The 23,760-nt window shown below is 61.1% G+C and carries 24 protein-coding genes and 1 tRNA gene; 15 read left to right on the top strand and 10 right to left on the bottom strand.

Annotated features, from left to right (window positions below):
* Position 1: 1 nt before the first annotated feature.
* From ggt to rsmD, 5 genes are all read right to left on the bottom strand, one after another.
* Positions 2-1,732, bottom strand: coding sequence for a gamma-glutamyltransferase (ggt, locus tag OUZ49_RS20265; protein ID WP_266152434.1), 1,731 nt, complete (start codon positions 1,730-1,732; stop codon positions 2-4).
* A complete protein-coding gene (locus tag OUZ49_RS20260; RefSeq protein ID WP_266152433.1) occupies positions 1,729-1,989 on the bottom strand; it encodes a YfhL family 4Fe-4S dicluster ferredoxin in 261 nt (86 codons plus the stop codon). Before OUZ49_RS20260 ends, ggt begins: the two co-directional genes overlap by 4 nt.
* A 684-nt stretch (positions 1,990-2,673) precedes the next feature.
* A complete protein-coding gene (locus OUZ49_RS20255) occupies positions 2,674-3,174 on the bottom strand; it encodes a hypothetical protein (protein ID WP_266152432.1) in 501 nt (166 codons plus the stop codon).
* A 390-nt stretch (positions 3,175-3,564) separates the two neighbouring features.
* The gene (coaD, locus tag OUZ49_RS20250; RefSeq protein ID WP_266152431.1) at positions 3,565-4,068 is read right to left on the bottom strand and encodes a pantetheine-phosphate adenylyltransferase; all 504 of its coding nucleotides are present in this window, start codon (positions 4,066-4,068) and stop codon (positions 3,565-3,567) included.
* Positions 4,069-4,166: 98 nt separating this feature from the next.
* Positions 4,167-4,748, bottom strand: coding sequence for a 16S rRNA (guanine(966)-N(2))-methyltransferase RsmD (gene rsmD, locus OUZ49_RS20245; RefSeq protein WP_266152430.1), 582 nt, complete (start codon positions 4,746-4,748; stop codon positions 4,167-4,169).
* Positions 4,749-4,813: 65 nt separating this feature from the next.
* Here rsmD and ftsY point away from each other — a divergent pair, with 65 nt between their 5' ends.
* From ftsY to OUZ49_RS20195, 10 genes are all read left to right on the top strand, one after another.
* On the top strand, positions 4,814-5,959 hold the full coding sequence (ftsY, locus tag OUZ49_RS20240) for a signal recognition particle-docking protein FtsY (RefSeq protein ID WP_266152429.1): 1,146 nt from the start codon (positions 4,814-4,816) through the stop codon (positions 5,957-5,959).
* A gap of 12 nt (positions 5,960-5,971) precedes the next feature.
* Complete coding sequence (locus tag OUZ49_RS20235; RefSeq protein WP_266152428.1) at positions 5,972-7,093, top strand: AsmA family protein; 1,122 nt, start codon at positions 5,972-5,974, stop codon at positions 7,091-7,093.
* Positions 7,090-8,121 carry an A/G-specific adenine glycosylase gene (mutY, locus tag OUZ49_RS20230; protein ID WP_266152427.1) on the top strand — a complete coding sequence of 344 codons (1,032 nt, stop codon included), beginning with the start codon at positions 7,090-7,092 and terminating at the stop codon, positions 8,119-8,121. Before OUZ49_RS20235 ends, mutY begins: the two co-directional genes overlap by 4 nt.
* A 25-nt stretch (positions 8,122-8,146) precedes the next feature.
* Positions 8,147-8,425 (top strand): oxidative damage protection protein, encoded by a 279-nt coding sequence (locus OUZ49_RS20225; protein WP_266152426.1) that lies wholly within the window; start codon positions 8,147-8,149, stop codon positions 8,423-8,425.
* A gap of 47 nt (positions 8,426-8,472) precedes the next feature.
* Positions 8,473-8,548: transfer RNA gene (locus OUZ49_RS20220), tRNA-Phe, on the top strand.
* Positions 8,549-8,830: 282 nt separating this feature from the next.
* Positions 8,831-10,105: a hypothetical protein gene (locus OUZ49_RS20215; protein WP_266152425.1), complete on the top strand. Its 1,275-nt coding sequence runs from the start codon at positions 8,831-8,833 to the stop codon at positions 10,103-10,105.
* Between the two features lie 230 nt (positions 10,106-10,335).
* Positions 10,336-10,773 carry a hypothetical protein gene (locus OUZ49_RS20210; RefSeq protein WP_266152424.1) on the top strand — a complete coding sequence of 146 codons (438 nt, stop codon included), beginning with the start codon at positions 10,336-10,338 and terminating at the stop codon, positions 10,771-10,773.
* 399 nt (positions 10,774-11,172) lie between these two features.
* Complete coding sequence (locus tag OUZ49_RS20205; RefSeq protein WP_266152423.1) at positions 11,173-11,523, top strand: hypothetical protein; 351 nt, start codon at positions 11,173-11,175, stop codon at positions 11,521-11,523.
* A gap of 262 nt (positions 11,524-11,785) precedes the next feature.
* Positions 11,786-12,382 carry a hypothetical protein gene (locus OUZ49_RS20200; protein WP_266152422.1) on the top strand — a complete coding sequence of 199 codons (597 nt, stop codon included), beginning with the start codon at positions 11,786-11,788 and terminating at the stop codon, positions 12,380-12,382.
* 190 nt (positions 12,383-12,572) lie between these two features.
* The gene (locus OUZ49_RS20195; RefSeq protein ID WP_266152421.1) at positions 12,573-13,484 is read left to right on the top strand and encodes a carbonic anhydrase; all 912 of its coding nucleotides are present in this window, start codon (positions 12,573-12,575) and stop codon (positions 13,482-13,484) included.
* Positions 13,485-13,613: 129 nt separating this feature from the next.
* Here OUZ49_RS20195 and OUZ49_RS20190 read toward each other — a convergent pair whose 3' ends face one another.
* Together OUZ49_RS20190 and OUZ49_RS20185 are read right to left on the bottom strand one after the other, a co-directional pair.
* The gene (locus tag OUZ49_RS20190) at positions 13,614-14,042 is read right to left on the bottom strand and encodes a DUF1801 domain-containing protein (protein ID WP_266152420.1); all 429 of its coding nucleotides are present in this window, start codon (positions 14,040-14,042) and stop codon (positions 13,614-13,616) included.
* On the bottom strand, positions 14,039-14,746 hold the full coding sequence (locus tag OUZ49_RS20185) for a DUF4386 domain-containing protein (RefSeq protein ID WP_266152419.1): 708 nt from the start codon (positions 14,744-14,746) through the stop codon (positions 14,039-14,041). The genes OUZ49_RS20190 and OUZ49_RS20185 overlap by 4 nt, the downstream gene beginning before the upstream one ends.
* Before the next feature lie 239 nt (positions 14,747-14,985).
* Between OUZ49_RS20185 and OUZ49_RS20180 the strand changes: the two genes are divergently transcribed.
* From OUZ49_RS20180 to OUZ49_RS20170, 3 genes are all read left to right on the top strand, one after another.
* Entirely contained in the window at positions 14,986-16,086 is a 1,101-nt protein-coding gene (locus OUZ49_RS20180) for a sensor histidine kinase (protein ID WP_266152418.1), read from the top strand.
* An 8-nt stretch (positions 16,087-16,094) separates the two neighbouring features.
* Positions 16,095-16,823 carry a LytR/AlgR family response regulator transcription factor gene (locus OUZ49_RS20175; RefSeq protein ID WP_266152417.1) on the top strand — a complete coding sequence of 243 codons (729 nt, stop codon included), beginning with the start codon at positions 16,095-16,097 and terminating at the stop codon, positions 16,821-16,823.
* Positions 16,824-16,927: 104 nt separating this feature from the next.
* On the top strand, positions 16,928-18,094 hold the full coding sequence (locus tag OUZ49_RS20170; RefSeq protein ID WP_266152416.1) for an acyltransferase family protein: 1,167 nt from the start codon (positions 16,928-16,930) through the stop codon (positions 18,092-18,094).
* A gap of 128 nt (positions 18,095-18,222) precedes the next feature.
* Here the strand turns inward: OUZ49_RS20170 and OUZ49_RS20165 are convergent, their stop codons facing one another.
* Positions 18,223-18,909 (bottom strand): lysozyme inhibitor LprI family protein, encoded by a 687-nt coding sequence (locus OUZ49_RS20165; protein ID WP_266152415.1) that lies wholly within the window; start codon positions 18,907-18,909, stop codon positions 18,223-18,225.
* 287 nt (positions 18,910-19,196) lie between these two features.
* Between OUZ49_RS20165 and murI the strand changes: the two genes are divergently transcribed.
* Together murI and OUZ49_RS20155 are read left to right on the top strand one after the other, a co-directional pair.
* Positions 19,197-19,994, top strand: coding sequence for a glutamate racemase (gene murI, locus OUZ49_RS20160; RefSeq protein WP_266152414.1), 798 nt, complete (start codon positions 19,197-19,199; stop codon positions 19,992-19,994).
* 345 nt (positions 19,995-20,339) lie between these two features.
* Complete coding sequence (locus OUZ49_RS20155; RefSeq protein ID WP_266152413.1) at positions 20,340-20,795, top strand: hypothetical protein; 456 nt, start codon at positions 20,340-20,342, stop codon at positions 20,793-20,795.
* A gap of 3 nt (positions 20,796-20,798) precedes the next feature.
* Here OUZ49_RS20155 and OUZ49_RS20150 read toward each other — a convergent pair whose 3' ends face one another.
* A complete protein-coding gene (locus OUZ49_RS20150; RefSeq protein WP_266152412.1) occupies positions 20,799-22,409 on the bottom strand; it encodes an MASE1 domain-containing protein in 1,611 nt (536 codons plus the stop codon).
* A 457-nt stretch (positions 22,410-22,866) separates the two neighbouring features.
* On the bottom strand, positions 22,867-23,577 hold the full coding sequence (locus OUZ49_RS20145) for a hypothetical protein (RefSeq protein ID WP_266152411.1): 711 nt from the start codon (positions 23,575-23,577) through the stop codon (positions 22,867-22,869).
* Positions 23,578-23,760 lie beyond the last annotated feature (183 nt).

Raw genomic sequence — 23,760 nt, 5'->3', positions numbered from 1 at the left:
TTTACTGCACCCTACCCAGGCCCGACTGGCGGCGCGGATCGCTGGCCGCATCGAGCTTGTTCGATTTCAGGTCCCAGGTGACCACGTTCATGAAGCCCCAGGGATTGCGCTCCTTCAGCGTATGTCCCATCTGCGTCAGCGTCGCGGCCGTGGCGGGGTCGAAGGCACCCGGCTCCACGTCCACGCGATCGGGCATGTACTGATGGTGGAAGCGCTTCTGCGCCACGATGCCTGCCGCATCCTTGCCATCGATGAAGGCCAGGATGCCTTCCAGCACCTGGGTGATGATGGTGGAACCGCCCGGCGAGCCGATCACAGCCACGCGATCGGCGCCAAACACGATGCTCGGCGTCATCGACGACAGCATGCGCTTGCCCGGCGCCGGTGCATTCGCGGCGCTGCCGAGCAGGCCGTAGACATTCGGCTTGTTCGGCACCAGCGCAAAGTCGTCCATTTCATCGTTCAACAGCACGCCGGTGCCTTGCGCCACGAAGGTGGAACCGAGCACGTAGTTCACCGTCAAGGTGATCGAGGCGATATTGCCGTCCGCATCGATGACCGAGAAATGCGTGGTGTGCATGCCTGGATCGGTGCCCTGGCTGGCGGCCAGCATGGACGAAGGCGTGGCGCGATCCAGCAGGATGGTCTGGCGCAGACCCGCCGCGTAATAAGGCGACAGCAGCATGTCCAGCGGCATCTTCACGAAGTCCGGATCGCCCAGGTAGTCGTTATGATCACGGAACGCGCGACGCATCGCTTCGATGACCAGGTGCGTACGATGTGCCTCGTCGAGCTTGGTCAGGTCGAAGCCCGACAGGATGTTCAGGATCTGCGCCACCGCCACGCCACCCGACGAAGCCGGCGGCGCGGTGACGACACGGTAGCCGTGGTAGTCCACGGTGATCGGCGTGCGCTCCTTCACCTGGTAGCTTTCCAGGTCCTTCGCGGTCCACTTGCCACCCGCGGCACGCACGGCGTCGACGATCTTCTTCGCCGTCTCGCCGCGATAGAAACCATCCGCACCGTGCTCACCGAGCAATTCCAGCGTGCGCGCCTGGTCCGGATCGCGCCACACCTGCCCGGCTGCCGGCGGCTTGTCGCCCGGAAGGAACTTGCTGACCGAGGCCGGCCAGCGGCGGATGTCCTTTTCGCGTTCGGCAATCGAGTTGATCAAACGCACATCCGGCTCGAAACCATCGCGCGCGGTGCGAATGGCCGGCGCCAGCGAATCCTTCAGCGGCAACTTGCCGTAATGGGCGGCCAGCCACACCAGGCCGGCGGGTTCGCCGGGGATGCCGGCGGATAGCGGCCCGTTCAGCGCGTTATCGCGATTGGGCGTGCCGTCCGCGTTGAGGTAATCCTTGGTGTCGACCGCCAGCGGCGCGGTTTCGCGCGCATCGATGAAGATCTCATGCCCGTCCGAGGCACGATGCAACACGGCCATGAAGCCGCCGCCGATGCCGGAGCTTTCCGGCTCCACCACCGAGAGCGTCGAAGCGACCGCGATGGCGGCGTCGAAGGCATTGCCGCCCTTGGCGAGCACTTCGAGTCCGGCTTCGGTGGCATGGAAGTTGGCGCTGGCGATGCCGGCATGGCCGGGGCGCTGGGCCAGGACGCGCGAAGACGGGGTTGCGGCAGGCGAAACGGACGGACGGCTATCGGCGGCATACGCGACGCTGGCGGAAAGCAGCAGTGCAAGCAGCGTCACGCGCCCATTCAACGGAAACTTCATGCGTCGTCCTTTGCTGCCATCAAGTGTTGGTATTTCAGGTCGAGCTGCTCATGCGTCTCGGTGTGCTCGGGATCGATGATGATGCACTCGACCGGGCAGACCTCCACGCATTGCGGCTGGTCGTAGTGCCCGATGCATTCGGTGCACAGCGACGGTTCAATCACGTAGAACTCCTCACCCAAGGAAATGGCTTTATTTGGGCAAACTGGTTCACAGACGTCGCAATTGACGCAGGTATCGAGGATTTTCAGGGACATGCCCGTGAGTTTACACGGTAGGCCGCCATGCTGCGGAGCTGGCCGGGCTGGCGCGAGGCCACGAAAGTGGCGCTATTGGCCCGTTTAACGCCTTCCCGATGCGCGGCAATGGGGCGAGGACGCGACGTTTCTAAGCTCGTCATCTCTAAGCTCGTCATCCCAGCGGCTTCTAACAGCCGAAGGGCTGGTCAAGCTGGACAAGCGCGCAGCGCGAAGAACGCCGGAAGGGCGGCCCCGAAGGGGCGAGCGAAGCGAGTCATCCAGCGACTTGCTTCAAGGACCGTTGCCTTGCCGAGAGCGTAGAGGCACTGGATCCCCGCTTTCGTGGGGATGACGCAATGGTGTGGGATGGCTCTCCTCCATTACCCCCATTCCTCCGTCATCCCCGCGAAAGCGGGGATCCAGTGCCTTTAAGGCTCCGTACCATCTTCGCCAAGTCCAAGTCGCTGGATCCCAGCTTGACCAGCCCTTCGGCTGTTAGAAGCCGCTGGGATAACGGCCCGGAAGAAGTGGCGTTTCTGTCCGACGCTGCGGTCGATACGGCGGCCTAAACAGCCCCAAGGCCGCAACCTCAAGATTAGCCCAAGCCACACATCGCCCTGAAAACGAAAAGCCCGCGGCACTTTCGCGCCACGGGCTCCTCTACTTGCTCTTGCGCAAGCGCAATCGCTTGCGAAGCGTCGCTTACATCGCCACGAAGCGCACGGTCGCGCCGGTCGGCTGCAGGGCGGTGTTGACGCGGTCCTCATCGGTCTTGTCGCCGATGAACAGGATGATCACGTCCTTGAACGAACCCGGCTTGGCGTCCTTGAACGCTTCGATCAGCAGGTCGGCGGTCTTGGTCGAGCTCGGGCCGGCAAACACCAGCATGTTGCCCGGCAGCACGCCGCGAGCCACGGTGTCCTGCACCTGCTCGAGCTGGCGCTGGTACTTGGCCTTGTCGTCATCGCTGTCGCCGGCCGGCACCAGGTACGGGAACGGACGGTCAGCCGTCATGCCCTGCATGTTCTTCTGCACGATCTGGCCGAGGTAGGCGCCCCATGCCTTGGTGTCGTTCGGGTCGGTCGGCTTGGAGACAGCCTGGGCCTGCTCGGTCGGCTGCGCGGCCTCTTCCTTCTGGCTGCAGCCAGTGATGGACAGGGTGCCGGCAAGCGCGGCGGCGGCGAGGAAAACATACTTGTACATGGTGGTCACCTTGGATGGCGGAATCTGGGCGCTTTAATCCGTTGGAAGACGGGACCATCCAGCCGCCGTTACGGCGGCACCGTGAAACCGGGAGAACGTGTTGCCAGCCGGAGTAAACCCCTAAGCCATGCACCGTATCGCACCCCTGGTTCGCGGCGAGTGACTGTCCTGTCCGCAGGATGCCCGCGAGGATACACGAGGCCGGCCCGGCCTGACACCGTTGCACGTGTTGCAGTGCGGGGTTGAGCGAGGAACGAGGGATGAGTGGCGAGGGCGCTAAGTGCGCGGCGCGCAGTACCTTGCAAGGCACCGACCGCACCTTCGCGCGGCACGGAGCAGCGAAAACCTACGAGGCTACGCCCTCACTACTCAGCCCTAACCCCCTCCCCATCAATGCCAACGCTGACGCATCGCCTGCTGTACGGCCGGATGCACGAAGCCGGAAATATCGCCGCCAAGGCGGCCGATCTCGCGCACGAGGGTGGAGGAAATGAAGCTGTACTGCTCGGCCGGGGTGAGGAACAGGGTCTCCGCCTGAGGGATCAGATGGCGATTCATGCTGGCCAACTGGAACTCGTATTCGAAGTCGGACACCGCACGCAGGCCGCGAATGATCACGCCCGCGCCGACCTCCTCGACGAAGTGGGCGAGCAAGCCATCGAAACCGCGCACCTCAACGTTCTTCAGATCGGCCAGCGCCAGTCGCGCCAGCGCAATGCGCTCGTGTAGGCTGAAACCCGGGCCCCTGCCCTTGTTCGGGCTGTCCGCCACGGCCACGATGATGCGCTCGAACAGCGGCGCCGCGCGTGCCACCAGATCCGCATGGCCATTGGTGATGGGATCGAAGGTCCCCGGATAAACGGCGAGACGTGTATTGACCGGCGGCTTGTTCACGTGGGGATGCTGCTGGGCTTGAGGGAGGGCTAGCTTAGAACCAGAGCTTGATCCCCGCCTAGGTGTAAGCGACGGCGATCAGCGACCATACGGCCGCGTCAGGCCGCCGCCAAAACGCGCCGGTAGAGCGCGTAACGCACCTCACCAGCCACCCCTTCCCGGTGCGGGCTCCAGCTGGGCGGCAGCACGGGCGCCACGGAGCGCGGCGATTCGACGTAAATCCACGCACTGGCGCTCAGCCAGCTGCCCTGCTCCAGTCGCTGCGCCATCACCGCCCACAGGTCCTGCGCGAACGGCGGGTCCAGAAACACCAGCTCGAACGGCTGCGGCGCCCCTTGCAGGTAGGCCAGCGCATCGACGCCAGCCACCTGCCCACCCTGCGCCTTCAGGCGCGTGAGATTGTCCCGCAGGGCCTGTGCCGCACGCGGATCACGCTCCACGAACTGCACGCTGGCCGCGCCTCGCGACAAGGCCTCGATACCGAGCGCGCCCGTGCCCGCGCACAGGTCCAGGCAACGCGCACCCGCAATCACCGGCGACAGCCAGTTGAACAGGGTTTCGCGTACGCGCTCGGCGGTGGGCCGCAAGCCGGGCAGATCCGGCACATCGAGGCGCGAATTGCGCAACTGGCCGCCAACGATACGGATGCGCCCGGAGGCGCCTCTCACGTTGGCGGCCATGACTCAGGGGCTGGTACAGGTGGGGGTGGTAGCATGCCGCCCATTGTCTTTGAATCGCAGCCGCAATGCTCAAGTTCTGGAAGAAGAAACCCGCAGAAACGCCTCCGGGCCAGCCTGCCGCAGCCACCACGGAAGCCGCTCCGGCGGACGAGCTTGCGCACGATACCGACGCCTTCTCGCTGGACAACACCGCATCCGCCCTGGGCGAAGCCTTGGCCGAAACGCCACCGCCCGCGGCCGCTCCGGCCGAAGATGAAGCCTTCGAGCGAGCCGCCATCGCCGAGGCCGCACCGGCCAAGCGCAGCTGGCGCGAGCGACTTTCCGGCAGCTCGTTCGCCAAGGGCCTGTCGTCGCTGTTCAACCGTCATCCCAAGCTCGACGACGATCTGCTCGACGAACTCGAAACCACCCTGATCACCGCCGACGTCGGCATCGAGGCCAGCACGAGCCTGGTCGAGGATCTGCGCAAGCGCATGCACAAGCGCGAGTTCGCCGATGCCACCGCCTTGCTGGCCGCCCTGCGGCAGTCGCTGATCAGCCTGCTCAAGCCGGTGGAGACGCCACTGGCGGTCACTGGCCGCCAGCCGTTCGTGATCCTCACCGTCGGCATCAACGGCGTGGGCAAGACCACCACCATCGGCAAGCTCGCCCGCCGCTACCGCGACGACGGCCACCAGGTGATCCTCGCCGCCGGCGACACCTTCCGCGCCGCCGCGGTGGAGCAGCTCAAGACCTGGGGCGAACGCAACAAGGTGCCGGTGATTTCGCAGGGCCAGGACGCCGACTCCGCCAGCGTGATCTTCGATGCACTGCAGGCAGCACGCTCGCGCGGCGCCGATGTGCTGATCGCCGACACCGCCGGTCGCCTGCATACGCAAGGCGGATTGATGGACGAGCTGGGCAAGATTGCCCGCGTGCTGAAGAAACTTGACGCCGACGCCCCGCATGAAGTGCTGATGGTGATCGACGGCACCACCGGCCAGAACGCGGTGAACCAGGTACGCCAGTTCCGCCAGATCGTCGGCGTCACTGGCCTGGTGGTGACCAAGCTGGACGGCACCGCCAAGGGCGGCGTGGTGTTTGCGCTGGCGCGCGAGTTCGGGCTGCCGATCCGCTATGTGGGCCTGGGCGAAACCGCCACCGACCTGCGCGTGTTCGAAGCCGAGGCGTATGTGGATGGCTTGCTGCCGTCCAGCCTGGGACAGGGCTGAGGACCGCCGCCGGTGCCGCGCTGGCTGCGCCTGACCTTGCTGATCACCAGCAGCGCCACGCTGCTGCTGGTCGCGGTGGCGCTCACCGCCGTGCACCTGCTGCTGCAACCCGAACGCATCACGGCCGTGTTGCAGACCCAGGCACGCGCTGCCGGCCTGGAACTCAACCTGGCCAGCCCGGCCACACCTGCGCTGTTTCCACGCCCCGCACTCGAATTACAGGGCATCACGCTCAGTGCCCAGGGCGCGAGCATGCCGATCCTGCTGGCCGCCCGCGGCACGCTGGCGCTGACCTGGCGGACCTTGCTCGGCCGTGAAACCGTGATTTCTCAGATGGCCATCGATTCGCCGCGCGTCGACCTCGACGCCCTGCAATCCTGGCTGGGTCGTCTGCCCACCGGCCCGGCCAGCGCGCCCACGCAGATTCCGCGCATCGACGCCGGCGTACGCATCACGCGCGGCAGCCTGGTGCGCGGCAACGAACTGCTGCTCGGCGAGGTGGAGCTTGAAACTGGCCAGCTCGCGGCCAACCAGCCCTTCCCGCTCACGATTTCAGCCAAGGATGCGCAAGGTATACCCACCCAGCTGCGCCTGTCGCTGACGCCCAGCATCAAGGGTGGCGCACTGCAGTTGGACAATATCTCGCTGCGCCTCTCGCACAGCACCACGCTGACCTTGCAGCTCGCCGGTGAAGCGCGCTGGCGCGGCGGTGCCGACGCATCGGCGCTGCTGGCGGGCAAGCTCGATCATGCCGACAGCGGTCAATACGTCACCGCGATCGAACTGATCCCGGCCAATGAAAACACCTCGCTGATGCTGGCGCTCAAGCTCGACGGCCCGGACAACCACGCCGATTTGCGCCTGCCGCCGCTGGCACTGGCCGACTGGTGGGCGCAGCTCGACCATGACGACGGTCCGACCCTGGCCGTGCCGCCCGGCAGTGGGCAGGCCCAGATCGCCAGGATCGAAACCGGCAATATCACCATCGAAGGCCTGACCATCCAGGCCAACTCCGATGTGCCGGCCAGCGCGGCCAGCGCCGCCGCTCCCGCACCGAGCAAGGCCGCACCGGCAAAAGCTGCACCCGCCAAGCCCGTACCGGCCAAGCCCGACCCCGTCAGCACCTCGCCATGAATCCGTTTGCCTCCGCGCTGCTGGCCTGGTTCGATCGCCATGGCCGCAAGGATTTGCCATGGCAGCATCCGCGCGATGCTTATCGCGTGTGGCTGTCCGAGGTGATGCTGCAGCAGACCCAGGTGGTCACAGTCATCCCGTACTTCCAGCGTTTTGTCACCGCGCTGCCCAGCTTGCGCGACCTGGCTGCCGCCGACGAAGACACGGTGCTGGCGTTGTGGTCCGGTCTGGGCTACTACCGCCGCGCCCGCTTCCTGCAGCGCGCCGCGCAGATCTGCGTCGAGCAACATGGCGGCGAACTGCCGCGTGAATTCGACGCGCTCGCCGCCCTGCCCGGCATCGGCCGCTCCACCGCCGGTGCGATCCTGGCGCAAGCCCATGGACTGCGCTTCCCGATACTCGATGGAAACGTAAAGCGCGTGCTGACGCGCTACCTCGGCATCCACGGCCATCCAGGCCAAAGTGCGGTGGAGAAAGTGCTGTGGCAACACGCCGATGCACTGACACCGGCAGAGCGCACGGCCGACTACACGCAAGCGATCATGGATCTCGGCGCAAGCCTGTGCGCGCGTTCGCGTCCGCAATGCGATAGCTGCCCGTTCGCCGACAGCTGCGTGGCGAAGCGCGACGGACTGACCGCGCAATTGCCCAGCTCCAAACCAACCAAGGCCATACCCACCCGCGACACGGTGATGCTGATCCTGCGCGACGCGAAGGGTCGCGTGCTGCTGGAGCGACGCGGCCCGCAAGGCGTGTGGTCGGGACTGTGGAGCCTGCCCGAGGCCAGCGACCACGATGGCGCCTGGCGCGCAGCGCAATCCTTCGCGCGCATCGATGACGCGCAGGCCCTGCCGCCTTTCGTGCATGTATTCAGCCATTACCGCCTGCAAGTCGAGCCGCTATTGTTCGACGCGGCAGCAGCCCACCGCGCGATCGCCGATAATCCCGCCCTGCGCTGGTGCGATGCCGGCGAACGCGCCGCCCTAGGCCTGCCTGCCCCCGTGCGCAGCCTGTTGCTCGACCTTTAAAACAACACCTGATGAGTGGCACCACATGAGTCGTATCGTTCACTGCGCCAAACTGGGTCTCGATGCCGAAGGCCTGGATTTCGCCCCCTGGCCCGGCCCGCTCGGCCAGCGCATCTACGCCGAGATTTCCAAACAGGCCTGGCAGCAATGGCTGGCCCACCAGACCATGCTGCTCAACGAATACCGCCTCAACCCGCTCGATCCCAAGTCGCGCCAGTTCCTGAGCGCCGAAATGGAGAAATTCCTGTTCGGCGGCGACGTGAAACAGCCCGAAGGTTACGTCGCCCCCGACTCAGAGTCTTGACGCGCGGGCCGGCATCCGATTTAATACGCGGCTCACGCAGTACCCGTGGCCGGGTAGCTCAGTTGGTAGAGCAGGGGATTGAAAATCCCCGTGTCGGCGGTTCGATTCCGTCCCCGGCCACCACGAATTCAAAGCCTTACAAGAATCCGCCCTAGGGCGGATTTTTTGTTGGTGACGCCAAAGTGTCGCCGATCCTACACGCCTCCCGCCACTGGTGGTCTGCCACTAGGTGTGCATATCGCAAGCCCATCTCGCAACTGGCCCAACGACCCAGCTCAATGAGCTCTTGCAACGAAGTCCCATTTTGCACAGGCCACGAGACCCAACCTAGGCTGGGAAAGAGAGACTGCGGCCACTAATGTATCCGCAATGACCAGGCACTAGGTCAAGAGGGTTAATAAGTCGATGATCGAGCCGTCTCCGGGTGTTCCTCCTCACATTGCGTTACTGCTCAACGAGAAGTTTTCGTTCGGTGATCCGGTCAATGCCCGGAGGAAGCTCCGTGGAATGTGGCGCGACCTTCAAGACCAAGCCGAAAATTCGCCTCGGGAGGTCAAACTGCAGCCGGCAGGCTTCATGGTGACCATGAATGGCGGGCTCGATCTGTTCAGCGGAGATGGCTCCTGCTCAAACTTCCGTTGCAGGATCGGCTACGCGGACCAGATCGCTCGCAGCATCGCGCTGCTCGCCGACCAGGTAACCATGCAAGACGCATTTTCCGGCCAGATCATGCGAACGGGCCGCACCACCAATCAGGTTCTGAACAAATTGCTTGGGGACATTTTCATTCTCCAGCGAATGACGCCTCTTATTGAAGCAGGCATCCTTAAATTCAGGCCGGGGATGTTTGCTTTTTGTAGCTCGTGTTTTGCGGGTTTTCAGACGGAATGCTCCTCGATAGCCGATCAACTAATCGAAACTTTTGGCAACAAATTCTCGGTGAAGCGACATGCTGACGGTGAGGCATTCGTCGACACAGGGCCTCTATACAATCCCAGTGTCTATGCGCCAGTGCCTGACTCCTTCACCACCAAGGGGGACGCCGAACTCGTTCAAATGGTGGTCGAAGACTGCGTTCGCTCGTCGTTAGTAGACATGTACAGCGCCGAGAAGTTGGGCGGAGCCGTCTTCTCCAACTCGCTCGTTGGAATGGCCGCAGTCCTGAAAGCGGAGAAGCGCCTTGTGGGCGTCGATGGACTTCGAGCGCTGGATGCTCAGCGCGCTGGAGCCTTGCCTTGGGTCCGAGGCCTAACTATCGAACAGACTCTTGAATTACGTAAAGAGGCCGGCAGGGCGTTGCCAAGGCTGAGGGAATTTTTGGGTAGGAATCTAGGGTCCCATCCTATCGGCAGCAATGTCGGTAGCACTGAGGCGGACTATGTTGCAGAGCTCCGTGACCAATCTGAAGAAGTAAAGGCCGAATTGGAAATCGCTACGAGCAAGCGCTCATCTCTGGCCCAAAATGCTCTAGGAATGGCAGGGCTAGGCATTTGCGCTCTTGGTCTGGCGACCGATGTACTGACCAAAGTCGAGGGTGCACTGCAGCTTCTTTCCACTTTAGGAATGCTGCACCAGCTGTCCAGTCCTCATAGCGAACAAGTGAAAGAATTGCGGTCCAGGCCTGGTTACGTGCTTGTGGCTGCTCAAGACATTCTGGCGCATGCAAATGGGCAAGGTTGACGTGGCGAAGCGAGCCTAAAGGTCGACTCCGGACTTTGAAAGGACGAGGGAAGGAAGAAAACCGGGGTCAGAGTGGACTTCCCATGAAAGCTGGTAGGGAGAGTGGGCCTCGGCCCCTGCTTTCAGCATCAATGAAAGGCGGCGGAGCTGAAGTGCATCAGCAGTAGTATCTGTTTGCGCCTAAGGATTCAATCGGATGTACTCGTTCGCTCGTCAGGTAGTGAGGACTCATGTCAATCCGTCTCTCAGAGTTTCCGGAGTATTTAGCGGCTATGGCGGCCGCAGTGGCAGGCAACTTTGAACTCGCTCGCGCCAACCTTGAGGCCCTGATTGTAAAGATCGACGGAAAGTGTGAATCAGAGCAGCTCGCGTACGTGTGGCAACTTTTGGCAGATGTTGAGGGGAGAGCTGGTAACGAGGAGCGTGGCCTTTTGCTTCACGAGAGAGCGCTGGCCATCGACCGCTCCAATCCTCTCATGTTGCTCTTATGCGCCAAAAGCCTGCTTGGCGGGTTTCATCGACCCGATCTGGCGCTGGCGCACATCACAGCGGCGGAGGCCTTGATGTCTTCGCACGATTGGATTAGGCGCGACGACGACATGCCTCGCGAATGGTACGCGAGAGAGATCTTCGCAGTCCGGCAACAAGCGATGCAAAATAAGTCCTAACAAATAGGTCAAACGGACATGCATTTGGGACGCTCATAGTAGTGCGCACGTGGCGTCATTGGGTTCATTGGACGTTGCGCATGGCACCGCGGCCAACCCGCTCCTGATGCAACAGGAGGGCGATGCGGTGACCCCGTAGATCGTCGACGCCAACAACAGCTAAACCCCACACGAAAGCCAGCTTCTGCACCACGCAAAACGCAGTGTCTCCCAAGCCATGCACGGGACTTCTCCGGACGGACACGGCCCACGCCGCATGCGAAGGTCCGCGTGTCGGCGGCCGCGAGGCATCCAATCTGTCCGCCGACGCTTTGCTTCATCGCAAGTGAAATAGCGCGGGCCGAAAGGGTGGCCACCCAGACGACCCGCTGACCACAACCAACTTATGAGGAGTTGATCATGGCTACGGTCGATCATACGGCAGCCGCAGGTCCTTCCGCGCCAAACGCCGTTCCCCGTCCCACCAATCCACTTTGTCGTCCGTTCTGGACGTTTGCGCGCGCCAAGGACGGCGACAAGTTCCGCGCCGCACGGATCGCTGGCTTGTGCATGGGCATCCAGGCGGTGACGCGCATCCTGGTCAATAGCGAGACCTTCCGCATCATCCAATCGAAATGCCACGAGATGGAGCCCGGCAACTGGCCCCTGGACAACGAAGTCACCGAGGGCATGTTCGCCGCGCTCTACTTCCTCAGCGAACAGGCGGAACTCGCCTGCAAGGCGTCGCTGGACGAACTCGGTTTCGAATAGCAAACCGAACAAACTGCTGTAACCAGACCGAAGTCCGGGACGAAGGTAGTTGAGTGAACTTGATTACCCCGAACTCAACTACCTCCGTCCCCATTAACGGGGCCTTTTTCTTCCCGCGACGAATATAGGCAGGAACTTGGTCGTCCTTTAGGGGACACGCCATGGGCGTGACCCGGAATAGAAGGAGCGCGGATCAGGCTCCTGACCATCGTTGGCCGCTCGTGAGCGTTGCGGACCGACATCAAGCGCAGGAAATCAACGCATGACTGAAACCAGCGGCAAAACGAAGTTGAAACATCCGATCAGCACTCAGGCGTGGTTGCTTGCGGGCATCGTAGCCATCACGATCAATACGGCGCTACTGGACCTTGCCGCGCGATGGGGTTTGGACACCGGAAACGGCGTCCTGCTGCGGCTCATCCGCCCATGGATAGGCCCCCTGCTCGACCGTACTGGTTTGGCACATGCGTGGATGGCTGCCGGCCTTCCAGGACCTGATTCCCATGCCTTCATGATGGGATTTCATATCTTCATCGGCATGTTGATGGCCTGGGCCTATGCCTACGGCGAACGCCTTGTCCCTTGGAAACCCTGGACCAAAGGCTTCGCCTATGCCGTTGCCGTGTACGCGGCCAACGCTTTGGTTGTATTCCCACTCCTGGGCGAAGGTATTGCCGGAGGCCGCATTCTATCGGGCATCGGGCAAATCTATTTCGCCTTCGCGCATACCAGCTTTTTCGTGATCTTGGCCTTGTGCTATGACCCATGGCAACGTTTGGCCGGCCGCGGTGAACACCTAACTACAGAGACCCTGATATTGCCCCCCAGTGGAAGATCAGCCCACGCCGCCAGAAAGTAGAAGACAGAATCGGGGGAGAGTGCACTCTTCTGAAATAACTGCACTCTGATCCCGGTTTCGCAACAGGTGACTGTCCATGCCATGGCCTTCAAGTGGATAGGGATAGAAGCGCTGCTCGTACCTGGGCTTCCCCAAATTTTCACCGTCGTTGATCGCCTTCTGTAGGAATGAGACGAGTACGAGCGCGGCGATGAAGCTCGCGGCGTATGCCCTGTTCAAAAGATGTTTCGGGCTTGCATCATCGGTCACACATGCAGACCTAAGAGACCGTAGACGCAGGCTTTCACGCTGGTTTCATCGCCAGCAGGATCTATTTGTGTCACTACCTTGTTGGGGCCTTCCAATGGACAAGCTTCCTGACGTTTGCTGTGGGTCTGTTGAAACCGATGGTCAACGTCGAACGCTCCTCAAGTCAGCGCTGGGCTTTGCCGCGGTAAGTGCCATTGGAGGCTTGCAGTGGATGGTGCCGGGGCTCGCCGAAGCGGCCACGCTTACCAAGGAACAGCGTGATGCGATGACTCCTGACCAGGTCATTGCGATGCTGAAGGAAGGTAACGAGCGCTTCCGCACCGGCAAGATGCAGGAGCACGATTATCTCAAGCAGAAACGCATCAGTGCAGGCGGTCAATTCCCTGCCGCCGTGATCCTTAGCTGCATCGATTCGCGCGCGGCGGCCGAAATCATTCTCGACACGGGCATCGGCGACGCCTTCAATGGCCGTGTCGCCGGCAATATCGCCAACGATGATTTGCTGGGCAGCATGGAGTTCGCCTGCGCGGTGGCCGGTGCCAAGGTCGTGCTGGTGATGGGTCACACCGCCTGCGGCGCGGTGAAAGGTGCCATCGACGGCGCCAAACTTGGGCACCTTACGGCCCTGCTCGACAAGATCAAGCCGGCCATCGATGCCACACAATTCAGCGGCGATCGTAGCGGCAAGAACGATGCATTCGTGGATGCGGTCGCGGCGACAAATGTGCGCAACACCATCAACGAGATCCGTCAACGTAGCGATGTGCTGGCCGGGCTAGAGAAGGACGGCAAGATCAAGATCGTTGGTTCGATGTATCACCTGGTTGGCGGCAAGGTGGAGTTTCTCGACTGACTGGCCTCGGTTTTGGAGATATGCGGGGCGTCAAAAGCCGGGGTCAAAGTGCAGTCATTTCGAAAAAACGCAGTCTGACCCCGCTTTCGCACCTCTTTCGCACTCGCAGTGATTTTTCTGGCGGCCATGCTAGATGGCTGTCTGATCAACGCCATATCGTATGGCTGCCTTGAGCGTCTCTATCCTTATATCGCTCAGCGCTTTGAACTTGATGCAATACCCGGTGATCTTTGCCTTGCCGAGGTCCTTGCCGTACGCCTGCGCCAAGTACTTCCTGTCTTCGATACCAAGAATGTAGACGGAAATGCCGATGGTGTTTGCACTGATGCCAACCTGGTAGAACTCCCTGGTATTGCCGTTGGCGTACTTGATCGTCTGGGTTCCGTATCCGACGTTAGGGTTGGAAACGGTTTTACCTGAATCGTCTTTGCCATCCAGGAACCACAATCTGCACTTCGGCATCACTTCCAGAATGATGCGGTGCAACTCCTCCATATCGCTGCGCTTGGGTTCGGGCTGAGCGGCGAAATAGGCTTTGATTTGTTCGTCAATGCTCATACAGGCCCTCTTGCTTCCGCTGCGGCAAGCGGCCGCCCTTCCCTCGCGCCCATGATCAGGAGCCAGAGCATGGCGGCCAGCTCGGCCAGGAATACCGGCTGGAGGTAGAGGAACAGATGGTCCTGGTAGTCCGGAGCGAGGAACCAGGCCACGCTCAAGGCCACCCAGGCGACACCGTCAAGCAAGAGCCAGTATCCGAGCCAACGCGGCAAGAAGCCTGAGCTCACCACCAGCGATCCAAACGGCAACAACCACAGTCCCCAGAACATCTGGTTGATGCCATTCGCTTGCCCGTGCATCCGGATCAGCAGCATCCCGACAGCCGTGCGCATGGGGTCGTCGAAAGCGGCGAAGGGTTCGCCACCACGAAAGACGAGCAGCGCGGCCGCATTGAACAGCACCGTCAGCAGGCCGAGGGAAGACGAAACGAGTACCAGGGCCACCAGTTGTCGCGCGCGGTGGCGATCCACACCTACAAATAGGCGATACAGCGCCAAGCCCAGTCCGACGAATATGAAAGCGCCCAGCGTCTCGGCGAGCATGCCCCAGCGAAACAGCGTCTCGTGGCCGAGGACCCGGGCCGCGGTAGCCGCAGCGTCATTGCGCACGACCGTCTGCGACGGGACATAAAGCAGGTAGAACGGCCCCAGGGTGAAGCCCAGATACCACAGACCCGCGATACGGGCCGTCCTCTTCAGCGTCATGATGCGAACCTCCAACGTTTGGAGCGGCTACGCGAAATGGCCTACAGAAGCTTGGGCAAGATTATGTCCAAACCACCACGCCGTCTCCAGCGGAGACGCTGAGCCAAGCGCGGCCGGACCGTCGTCAGCTTGACGCCTGGACATGTCAAACCTGCCCCTGCGACCGCTCTACCCCTCCCATGTCCCGCTTGCCCCATAGACAGCGCCTGCCGCCGTGGGGGCGGCTACACTCGGCCACCATGACCGAGCCATCGCACCTGACAGCCGACCCCACGAACCACAGTGCGACGTTTGCCCCCAAAACGTTGGCCGTGCTGTGGGCGGCATTCTGGCTGATGATGATCAGCGTCGCACTGCAGGACACGCTGCGTAATCCGCTCATCCGCTGGTGGGAACCCGTGCTGTGGGAGGGAAGCTCGGCACTGGTCGCGACCGCATGGCTGCTGTTGGCTGTTCGGGTCCGCGGGCGCTATGCGCCGTATCTGGACAGGCCCTTGCTCTGGTTTGGTTGTTATCTGCGATGGCTGCCACTGGTCGTCATTACGTGGCCAACGCTGGTTTACGCAATACGGAATGGTGTCTATGTCGCCGTGGGCCGTACTTACGAGCACCCGGGCTGGGGTTTCGTCCTTGTGTATGAGAGCGTCAAGCTCACCATTTTCACGGGACTGTGGCTCGGGATACTGTTTGGTGTCGATTCCTATGGGCAGTGGCAGCTCCAACGGCGGCGCTTGTTGCAGACGCAGAAAGCGCTGGCCGAAGCGCAGCTTGCACAGCTTCAGGGTCAGCTACGGCCGCATTTCCTGTTCAATGCACTAAATACGGTCTCTGCCTTGATGCATACCGACGTGGCACGTGCTGACCGGCTGGTGGCGGCGCTCGGAGATCTGCTGCGTATCAGTCTTCGGTCTAGCGAGCACGAGATGACGCCGCTGGCGGAAGAAATCCGCACGCTTCAGCTGTATGCGGACATCATGAGCGAGCGGTTCCACGATCGAGTCACCCTGAACTGGCAGATTGATCAGACGCTTCTCGACGTCCGCGTTCCGGCACTGGTGCTGCAGCCCCTGCTTGAAAATGCGTTCAAGCATGGTGTCGAGCGCACGGTGGCGCGCGTACGCATCACCGTCAGCGCACGACGTGAAAATGTATCGTTGGAGATCGGCGTGCACAACTCAGGTTCCCTGCTTGCGCCCGAGCACCATGGCGGAGTGGGACTGCGCAACTGCCAGGATCGACTCCGCATCATCTACGGCGACTCGGCTTCGCTGCGGGTCCACGACGAAGACAACGGCGTGGCCGCTCGCATCCTGATACCGCTGACGGCTGCCGCTCCATGATTCGCGTGATGATCGCCGACGATGAAATGCCGGCTCGCGAAAAGCTCGCCCGCTGGCTGGCGGAGCACGCGGACATCGAGGTGGTCGGCTCGGCCGAGGATGGCTTGTCTGCGGCACAGTGCATCGAACAATGTCGGCCGGACGTGGCCTTTCTCGATGTCCAGATGCCGACGCTGTCCGGACTCCAGGTGGCCGCGCAACTTGACCCATCGAGCGCGCCGCTGATCGTCTTCGTCACCGCCTACGATGCGCATGCGGTGGAGGCGTTTGACCTCAATGCGGTCGACTACCTGCTCAAGCCCTATGACCGGGACCGATTGGAGCGCACGGTGCAGCGCGTCCGGGAACGGCTGCAGGACGATGAAACCGGCGCCACTGCGGTGGCGATCGGGCGGGCACAGGACCCTGGCTGCGAGCGCCTGCTCGTGCCGAATGGAGAACGGCTGGAACTCATCGAAGCGGCATCCGTCGAATGGCTTGAGGCAGACGACAACTACGTCCATGTGCACACGGCCAAGCGCTCCTATCTTTTACGCAGGACCCTGAACGACCTGCTGTCCCAGCTGGGCGAGCAGCGCTTCATGCGGATACATCGGTCTACGGCGGTGAACCTCGGTTGCATCGCATCGCTCACGCCCCTCTTCAAGGGCGACTATGACCTCCATCTGCACAACGGCCGCATGCTGCGGCTCAGCCGGCGGTATCGCGAGGCGCTGTTCGCCCGCATGGGCCGTTAGCGTCCGTCTCGCCACGCCGGCGTCTCCATCCGCCCCAAATCTGCTGCCGACGGGTTCCTGGTAGGCCACCCTCCCTCTCATCGTCGAGATGGGAGGCTTGGGCCATGCTTACTGGCAATGCATTGAAAGAGCGCTATGACTTCCTGGACTGGTTGCGAGTCATCGCGATCTTTGTGTTGTTCTTCTTCCACACAGGAATGATCTTCGTCGGTTGGGGTTGGCATATCGTCAACAATCAGACCATTCCCTCCCTGCAGTGGCCGATGGATATCGCCCATCGCCTGCGTATGCCGCTGCTGTTCGTCATTGCCGGAGCGGGCATGTGGTTTGCGCTGCAGCGACGTAGCACAGGGAAATTCCTGAAGGAACGCACGATCAAGCTGCTCTTGCCGCTCATCGCTGGCATGTTCCTCATCGTGCCACCGCAGATCTACTACGAACGACTACTCCGCGGGCAATGGTCTGGTAGCTATCTGGCCTTCTACGCCCAGCGGGTACTGCAGTTCATACCCTATCCGACAGGCGATTTCAGTTGGCATCACCTGTGGTTCATCCTGTATCTCTACGTGTACGTCTTGGTGCTGCTTCCCGTCATGCTCTGGTGGAGGCGAGTCACGCCGCCCCTGGCACCAGGGGTTTGGCTGTATGCGCTGGGGGTTCCCCTTGGCCTCAACGAAGCGTTGCTGAAGCCGCTGTTTCCTGAGGCACATACCCTGGTCAGCGACTGGTACATCTTCAATCACTACCTGCTTCTGACTGCCTATGGATACGTCATGGCTTCCATACCGGGCGTGTGGAAATGGCTGTCTGACCATCGCCGGTGGTCGCTGGCCGCAGGTATCGCGTCGTTCGCTCTCCTGATATTGCTGTTCAACGTAGGTGTGATCGCCCACGGGTCGGCAGCCGACGGCATCGGGGCCAATATCTTCACCTGGTTTTGGATGATGGTGTTTCTGGGCTACGGCTATCGCCACCTATCCTTCGCCAACCCGTTACTCATCTGGGCGAGGGAGGCCAGCTATCCCGTCTACATCCTGCATCAGACAGTGATCGTCATGCTCGGGTACTACATCATCCAGTACCCCTGGACGCCGTGGACAAAGTACTTCGTCGTCCTTTCCCTGAGCATGGGCGCATGCTTCGTGCTCTACGAGGGATCTGTACGGAGATTTGCTGCGCTACGCCTGGTGTTCGGAATGAAGTCGCAGCCTGCGCGCCACCGCGCAGTGTCGGCACTGGCGCGTCGGGCAGTACGTGATGATATGCAATAGACGGCGATCGAGACGGTAGTCGCACTTATTGGCGACGTGAGCCGGTCGACACAACACACTGAAGACTGCGCGGGCAGGAATGTTGCAACGACCGGCTGAACCCGTAGTCGGAAGCGGATATCCCCAAGCTATGGCAAGGCAACGCCAAGAAGTTCCGTCACATATAAGTAAGGCCCCCCTTCTTCGGCCTTGATCGTGCCAGACCACCAAGAACCGGGGTGCTTGTTGCAGACATACGCGACTTGTTCAACCGGCAAACTCTTCAGTCGTGCGGGAAGTGACGCGCCCTTAAAGGTGATAACCCCATCGCGAAGCTCAGTTTCCGGCGATTGGCATGCGGCAAGGTCGAGGAATCCAAATACCTGCACCTGCTTTCCGACAAGAAGGGCGCCGTGCTTGTGCACATACTGGGGTTCAACAAAGCTGTAATCAGCCAAGGTTGATTGGAGCTTCTCGGGTGATGCCACCAGTGCTCGAAGCACCTGATCGCGGCTTTGCAGCTTTTCGCGGACGCAGCCGTAAACGCCATCGGCGTAGTGATCGGACGTAGGTCCGTTGCGGCAGTCATTTCGCTCAACCAACCAGAAATGCTGACCTTGCAGAAAGGTCGCCAGGTCCTCACCATTATAGGTCTTCTTCAATGCTTCAAACGAGACGGCGATCGATGCGTCAAAGTCTTGGAGATCGCGATGCTCACAGATAATCGTCTCCGGCGTGAACTTCGCCTCGCCGCACTGAATCGCTGAGGTCGTTTTTCCGCTTGAGCCAGCAACTTGTTGTGCAGCTATCAAAGCAATCGAAAGAAGAATTACCACTCGCCCACCTGATCCTTTTCCATTCGAACTACGGGCAGCTTCCCACCGACTGATTAGGTCCGCTTCGGGTTGCGGTTTCAGCCGGTCGTTGCAACACTACCGCTGCTCGCGCAGTCTTCAGTGTGTTGCAACGACCGGCTGAAACCGCACGTCAATGGCGGACCTTGGCTGCGTCATTGGAATATGACCCATCCAGCGCTTCCATCGCCAGTGACTTCCGTCGTTGGCTCGGCGCTGTTGCTCCTGTAATGTGCCCATAAGGTATTTCGTGCCAAAGGGGACGCACGTTGCTGGGCATTCTTGATTCGGGCTTGGGTGGCCTTTCTGTCCTGCAACGCGTCCGCGCACGTTTGCCGCATGAGGACATCGTCTACTTCGCAGACCAGGCGAACGCACCGCTTGGCGTTCGCCCCGCTTCTGAACTCGCCGTTTTCTTTCAGCGTTATGTGAATCGACTGAATGAGCTGGGGGTGGACGGCATCGCGATGGGCAGCAATACCCTTTGCGCTATCTCTCGGGAGCACGGATGGCCACGGAGTCGAGCGCCTATCGTCGAAATGATCCAGCCAACCGCTTCCGCAGTCGCGGAAACGGGCAAGCGGAACGTCGGCGTCATTGCCACGGGGGCAACGGTTCGATCCGGCGTATATGGCCAAGCCATACGAGAGGCATTCCCTGCAGCCATCGTGCAGGAGGTCGCCGCCTCAGAGCTCGTCGACCTGGTCGAGGCCGGTTTTACCCAGGGAGGAAAGGTCCTGTCCTCGCTCAGGAGGGTTTTGGCGACGTTTTCTGCTCCGATTGATTTGCTCGTGCTTGGTTGTACGCACTTCACCTGGCTCGATCAGGCGATTGCCGAGGTGTTCGGACCTGAGGTGATGCTCCTGGACCCGGCGGACATTGTGTCGGGAAAGGTCACGGCGATTCGGGGCCCTGCTGTCGAAAGCGTTGCAACGACAAGAGGAATCACGCGATTCATGACGACCGGAGATGTGGCCCCGTTCAAGCAGAACATCGAGAGCCTGATGGGCCCGCTGCACACGAACGACACGGTCGTTCAGACGCACAAGGTCGACATCGGCAAGTGAGCAACCAGAAAGATTGTGACCTGTGCTTGTGGCTCGGTGTCAGATGATTTTTCTTGTACACGAGGTCAGTCGTCAAAATCCAAGGACAGCTATCGGTCGGAAGCGGACCTGCCGGCCCATGTTGTCTACAGAGACCGATTTCGCCCCTTCACGATGCCCACAATGGGGACGTCTCTAAGACGCCGATCAGATTAGATGCGTCCCCACCTGGTCACTTTTGTCAATGACAAGCGTGACGTGCCTCACACTCTTATCACGATCTGATCGGGTCTCCATCAAACCGCCCCCCTGGCGCAATGCTACATTTCCCGTGCCAACTGGCACCGTCCAATTAGGGGAATAACTATGTCGAAGACGATATTGGGCCGCGTTTGCGCCGGCCTCCTGGTCTTGGGGCTGTCGAGCAGTGCGTTCGCGGATCCGCCGTCTACCGGCCTCGGGCAGGCATGGCCAAACGCTACTGATGTAAGTTCGAGCCCCAACTTCCACGCCTATGTTTTTGTGCTGGGCGGCGTGAAATATGTCCAGATCAATGACCTCAATGGCAACGTGCTTGCGGCCATAGGCATGGCAAACGGTCAGTTTCTGACGTTGCCGATCGGCCGATTTGCCCAGTTCGTCCGCACTCCGCAGCAGCCTGCCGCGGTTGCCACCACTGCCACTCCGGTGAGCTCGCCCACTACGGTCTACCAGGACGCCACAACGCAGGTAACGACCACGCCGCAGAGCGATGGGACGATGCAGGTCAGTGCCCTAGCCACGTGCTCGGATCCGATTGTTTGCAACACGCACATTCAATAAGGCTTACGGCCCGGCAACCATCGCAACCGCCGGGCCAGCTTCATCAAATAGGAGGAGCGAAATTCGCCGGCCATGCGACATGACTCTCTCTCTGGCGCGACCACCATACGTGGTCGCGCGATCTTCTATCGCCGACCATCCTGCGCCGCTTGCCGAGCGAGTGATTCGCGGAATTAGCTCATCCCATTTGATGCCCGCCAGTCGTTCTTCGTTCGCGACGAAGGTCAGCGCCACGACGACAGCGCTGCGTATTGACTTCTCTCCGCACCAGATGCGCAGATTGATGTCGCTGGCATTCTTGCGCAGGCATGCATCCGCAACAGCTTCGGCTACAACACGAAGAATCGCCAGTTGCAAGTGCCCAGATAAGCTACTTGGTACCCCTTTAATATCGCACCGGAATTTCACGCCGGCCTCTTCAAGGACACGGGCGATGGCACCTTCACGCAGAGCAGCGGATAAGCCACGTTCTCGCCACGCCAGGGGATGGAGCGTGTCGGCCAAGCGGTAGAGCTGATCCTGTGCGATTGACGCTTGGCGCAAGAAGGCGCGTTCGTCGGTGACAGGATGCGGGTGACGCAATCGTCCGGCCACGATCTGATATCCGGACTGCACCGTCTCGCGAATTTGATCGAGCGCCATCGAGGTAATGCGCAGGTGCATCTCACCCACCTGCACGTTGCGCTGGGCCAGGGCCAGCGCGCTACGCGCGTCCAGACGATCCTGCTCTGCACGCTGGTTTAGGACGCTGATGTGCGCGCCAAGCAGCAGCATCGACGAGATCACGAAGGCAATGACGACCTGCGCCTGTAGCGTATCGTGATCGTAAAGGGCCGGCATCAGGGCGACCACCGCGAAACTGCACGCTGTCCCACCGATCGCCGTCCCTCCCCAGCCGTGGCGCATTGACAGCCAAACCACCGGGAGGAACATGGCAACCTGGGCGATCTGGCGCAAATGCGGCGCCGACAAGCCCAACCAGATCATCAGGAGCAATGCCGGCAGCACCATGCATACGCTCTCGATCACATTGCGGTTTTCCGCGATGCGAGCACTGAACTCACGCCAGTGAAAGTTGGGCCAGACCTGCCGGACAAACAATACCGTCGGCGTCACCGTCAAGACGCCCAGATAATTGCCGAGCATCCACTGTGCGAGCTGTTTGTCGTAGTGAACGACGTAGCCAGGCGGCAATTTGGTGATCGAAAGAGTGATCAGGTTATAGGCCGTCAATACCAACGACACGGCAAGTGACAGTCCTAGCAGCCCCCCCATATTGAGGCCCCGAGCCGTGGGATACAGTCGCCAACGTTGCCGCGCCAAATAGACCACGGGCGCCATGATTGCGGTGGCGGGAATGACGTTCGTGATTGCCCAGGGCAAACCCCATAGCTCTACGCAATCCACGCTCATCGGCAACAGGGAGGCAGCCTCGCCGACGATCAAGGCCGGCCAGTCGCGATAGCGCATCAACAGCAGCACGCATAAATGCACGCCGGTCAACAGCACCCAATGCGGCACGACCGCTCGCCGCAGTAGAGCCATCACCAAGCCGTAAACCACCGCTATGACAACCTGGCGCAGCCAGGCTTTGGCCCGTGGTCCCTGCAGCATTGTCCCCCCCCGTGAGTTGCCCACTTGGCAGATCGCTCCCGCACCGGCGCCCTCACACCGGGTAGCTCTGAAAGCAAGCATTGTGCGTCAGTACGGCATGTTAGTGCATGGAGAGCCCCGTGCATTTGAAAGCGGCCAAAATGTGACCTGGCGCACAGAAGCAGTCCTCATACGGTACCGCCGCGTTGGTTCCTTGGGGACTGCAGGCTAGCGACAGCGCGTGTATGACGAAAAGGTGTCGGTTCGTCATCGTTGGTGGCGCCTGGGTCCGCTCCGGGTCGGGAGCGGAGCATCCAAATTCCGGTATTAACCACGCTCATTACATCGTCTGTAGGGTTCGGCGCACTCGAACCACGAAGCAGGCCAACACCACGGGGACCGTGACGAAAGTGATCGCGGATTGGAACGCCCGCCTGCTGTGCAGGCCCACTTCGTATGGCGGCACGTAGGGAGAGAGTCAGAACAATGACAGCTCAGCCTCCCAGTGGCCCCCGGAGAGGACAAGCCTTGCTTGGCCTTCCCCTGAACCGTGTAGCGCACGTGCCACGTTGGGGAATGCTGTCTGCACGGTATCGTCGCTCGCCCAAGCGGGTACATCCACAGCTGCAAAGGTGAAACCGACCTCTGAAACTGTTGCACCCATGACTTTGCTTGGTTCGGTGAATTGAACGACCTCACCTACCTTATACCGCCCAGCGCAGAACACCGTGGAGTTGGGAAGGAGAAGTGCGTCGCGACCGGCGTTTGTTAGTGAGTATTTTCGACCCGGCCCCATGCCGCCCAAAGGCTGCTTCACGCGCACCTCTTCCCTGGCAAGCAGGCCGACCTTGACGAGGGCCTCGAATGGAGCCGATACGTGCCGATTCCACCTTTCCGTCTGTTCTTTGTCAGCGGCGTCATTGGGAAGCGCGAAACTCAGCGACACGGGAAAGGGGCCGTTGCCGCCAAACGGGGTGACCGGGACACGAGCTTCAACGCACTCCTTACCCAGACTGGCGTTTATCGCCTGCGCAAAGTTGATCTTGTTGGCGTCAGTCGATGACGTGACCGTACCGTTGCTGGGGGTTGGTGCAGGCACGAAGCTGGCTTTGCCGGAGTCGGCGGCGGAGCTACACGCACTCAGCATTATTGCCGTGGCCACACCAAGTGCGAGCAAGTTGATTCTCATATGCTTGTCCTTCCATGAGCGGACCACGTTTGGGGCTGATGTCGAGGAGAGTATTTGGCGGTCTCTAACATCAAGTGCAACACCCCCTTCGAGGTGATGCATGGGTCAGAACTACAGTCATCTGAGCGCCGAAGAGCGAGGCGCGATCATGGTGGGCAAGGCGCGCGGGGAGAGCGCCCGGCA

Source organism: Dyella halodurans (genome assembly GCF_026283925.1).
In the GTDB taxonomy this organism is placed as follows: Bacteria; Pseudomonadota; Gammaproteobacteria; order Xanthomonadales; family Rhodanobacteraceae; genus Dyella; species Dyella halodurans.
The sequence above is the reverse complement of the archived record's forward strand: the minus strand, read 5'-3'. Positions and strand labels throughout refer to the sequence as shown.

Excerpts from the sequence above, each read along its gene's own strand:
- OUZ49_RS20255 (WP_266152432.1), bottom strand. The coding sequence starts at position 3,174 with ATGTACAAGTATGTTTTCCTCGCCGCCGCCGCGCTTGCCGGCACCCTG.
- OUZ49_RS20185 (WP_266152419.1), bottom strand. The coding sequence starts at position 14,746 with ATGACGCTGAAGAGGACGGCCCGTATCGCGGGTCTGTGGTATCTGGGC.
- OUZ49_RS20200 (WP_266152422.1), top strand. The coding sequence starts at position 11,786 with ATGACTGAAACCAGCGGCAAAACGAAGTTGAAACATCCGATCAGCACT.
- OUZ49_RS20210 (WP_266152424.1), top strand. The coding sequence starts at position 10,336 with ATGTCAATCCGTCTCTCAGAGTTTCCGGAGTATTTAGCGGCTATGGCG.
- OUZ49_RS20205 (WP_266152423.1), top strand. The coding sequence starts at position 11,173 with ATGGCTACGGTCGATCATACGGCAGCCGCAGGTCCTTCCGCGCCAAAC.
- OUZ49_RS20215 (WP_266152425.1), top strand. The coding sequence starts at position 8,831 with ATGATCGAGCCGTCTCCGGGTGTTCCTCCTCACATTGCGTTACTGCTC.
- OUZ49_RS20260 (WP_266152433.1), bottom strand. The coding sequence starts at position 1,989 with ATGTCCCTGAAAATCCTCGATACCTGCGTCAATTGCGACGTCTGTGAA.
- OUZ49_RS20150 (WP_266152412.1), bottom strand. The coding sequence starts at position 22,409 with ATGCTGCAGGGACCACGGGCCAAAGCCTGGCTGCGCCAGGTTGTCATA.
- OUZ49_RS20170 (WP_266152416.1), top strand. The coding sequence starts at position 16,928 with ATGCTTACTGGCAATGCATTGAAAGAGCGCTATGACTTCCTGGACTGG.
- rsmD (WP_266152430.1), bottom strand. The coding sequence starts at position 4,748 with ATGGCCGCCAACGTGAGAGGCGCCTCCGGGCGCATCCGTATCGTTGGC.
- OUZ49_RS20195 (WP_266152421.1), top strand. The coding sequence starts at position 12,573 with ATGAAGCTCGCGGCGTATGCCCTGTTCAAAAGATGTTTCGGGCTTGCA.
- mutY (WP_266152427.1), top strand. The coding sequence starts at position 7,090 with ATGAATCCGTTTGCCTCCGCGCTGCTGGCCTGGTTCGATCGCCATGGC.
- ggt (WP_266152434.1), bottom strand. The coding sequence starts at position 1,732 with ATGAAGTTTCCGTTGAATGGGCGCGTGACGCTGCTTGCACTGCTGCTT.
- ftsY (WP_266152429.1), top strand. The coding sequence starts at position 4,814 with ATGCTCAAGTTCTGGAAGAAGAAACCCGCAGAAACGCCTCCGGGCCAG.
- OUZ49_RS20225 (WP_266152426.1), top strand. The coding sequence starts at position 8,147 with ATGAGTCGTATCGTTCACTGCGCCAAACTGGGTCTCGATGCCGAAGGC.
- OUZ49_RS20190 (WP_266152420.1), bottom strand. The coding sequence starts at position 14,042 with ATGAGCATTGACGAACAAATCAAAGCCTATTTCGCCGCTCAGCCCGAA.
- OUZ49_RS20145 (WP_266152411.1), bottom strand. The coding sequence starts at position 23,577 with ATGAGAATCAACTTGCTCGCACTTGGTGTGGCCACGGCAATAATGCTG.
- OUZ49_RS20155 (WP_266152413.1), top strand. The coding sequence starts at position 20,340 with ATGTCGAAGACGATATTGGGCCGCGTTTGCGCCGGCCTCCTGGTCTTG.
- OUZ49_RS20175 (WP_266152417.1), top strand. The coding sequence starts at position 16,095 with ATGATCGCCGACGATGAAATGCCGGCTCGCGAAAAGCTCGCCCGCTGG.
- OUZ49_RS20180 (WP_266152418.1), top strand. The coding sequence starts at position 14,986 with ATGACCGAGCCATCGCACCTGACAGCCGACCCCACGAACCACAGTGCG.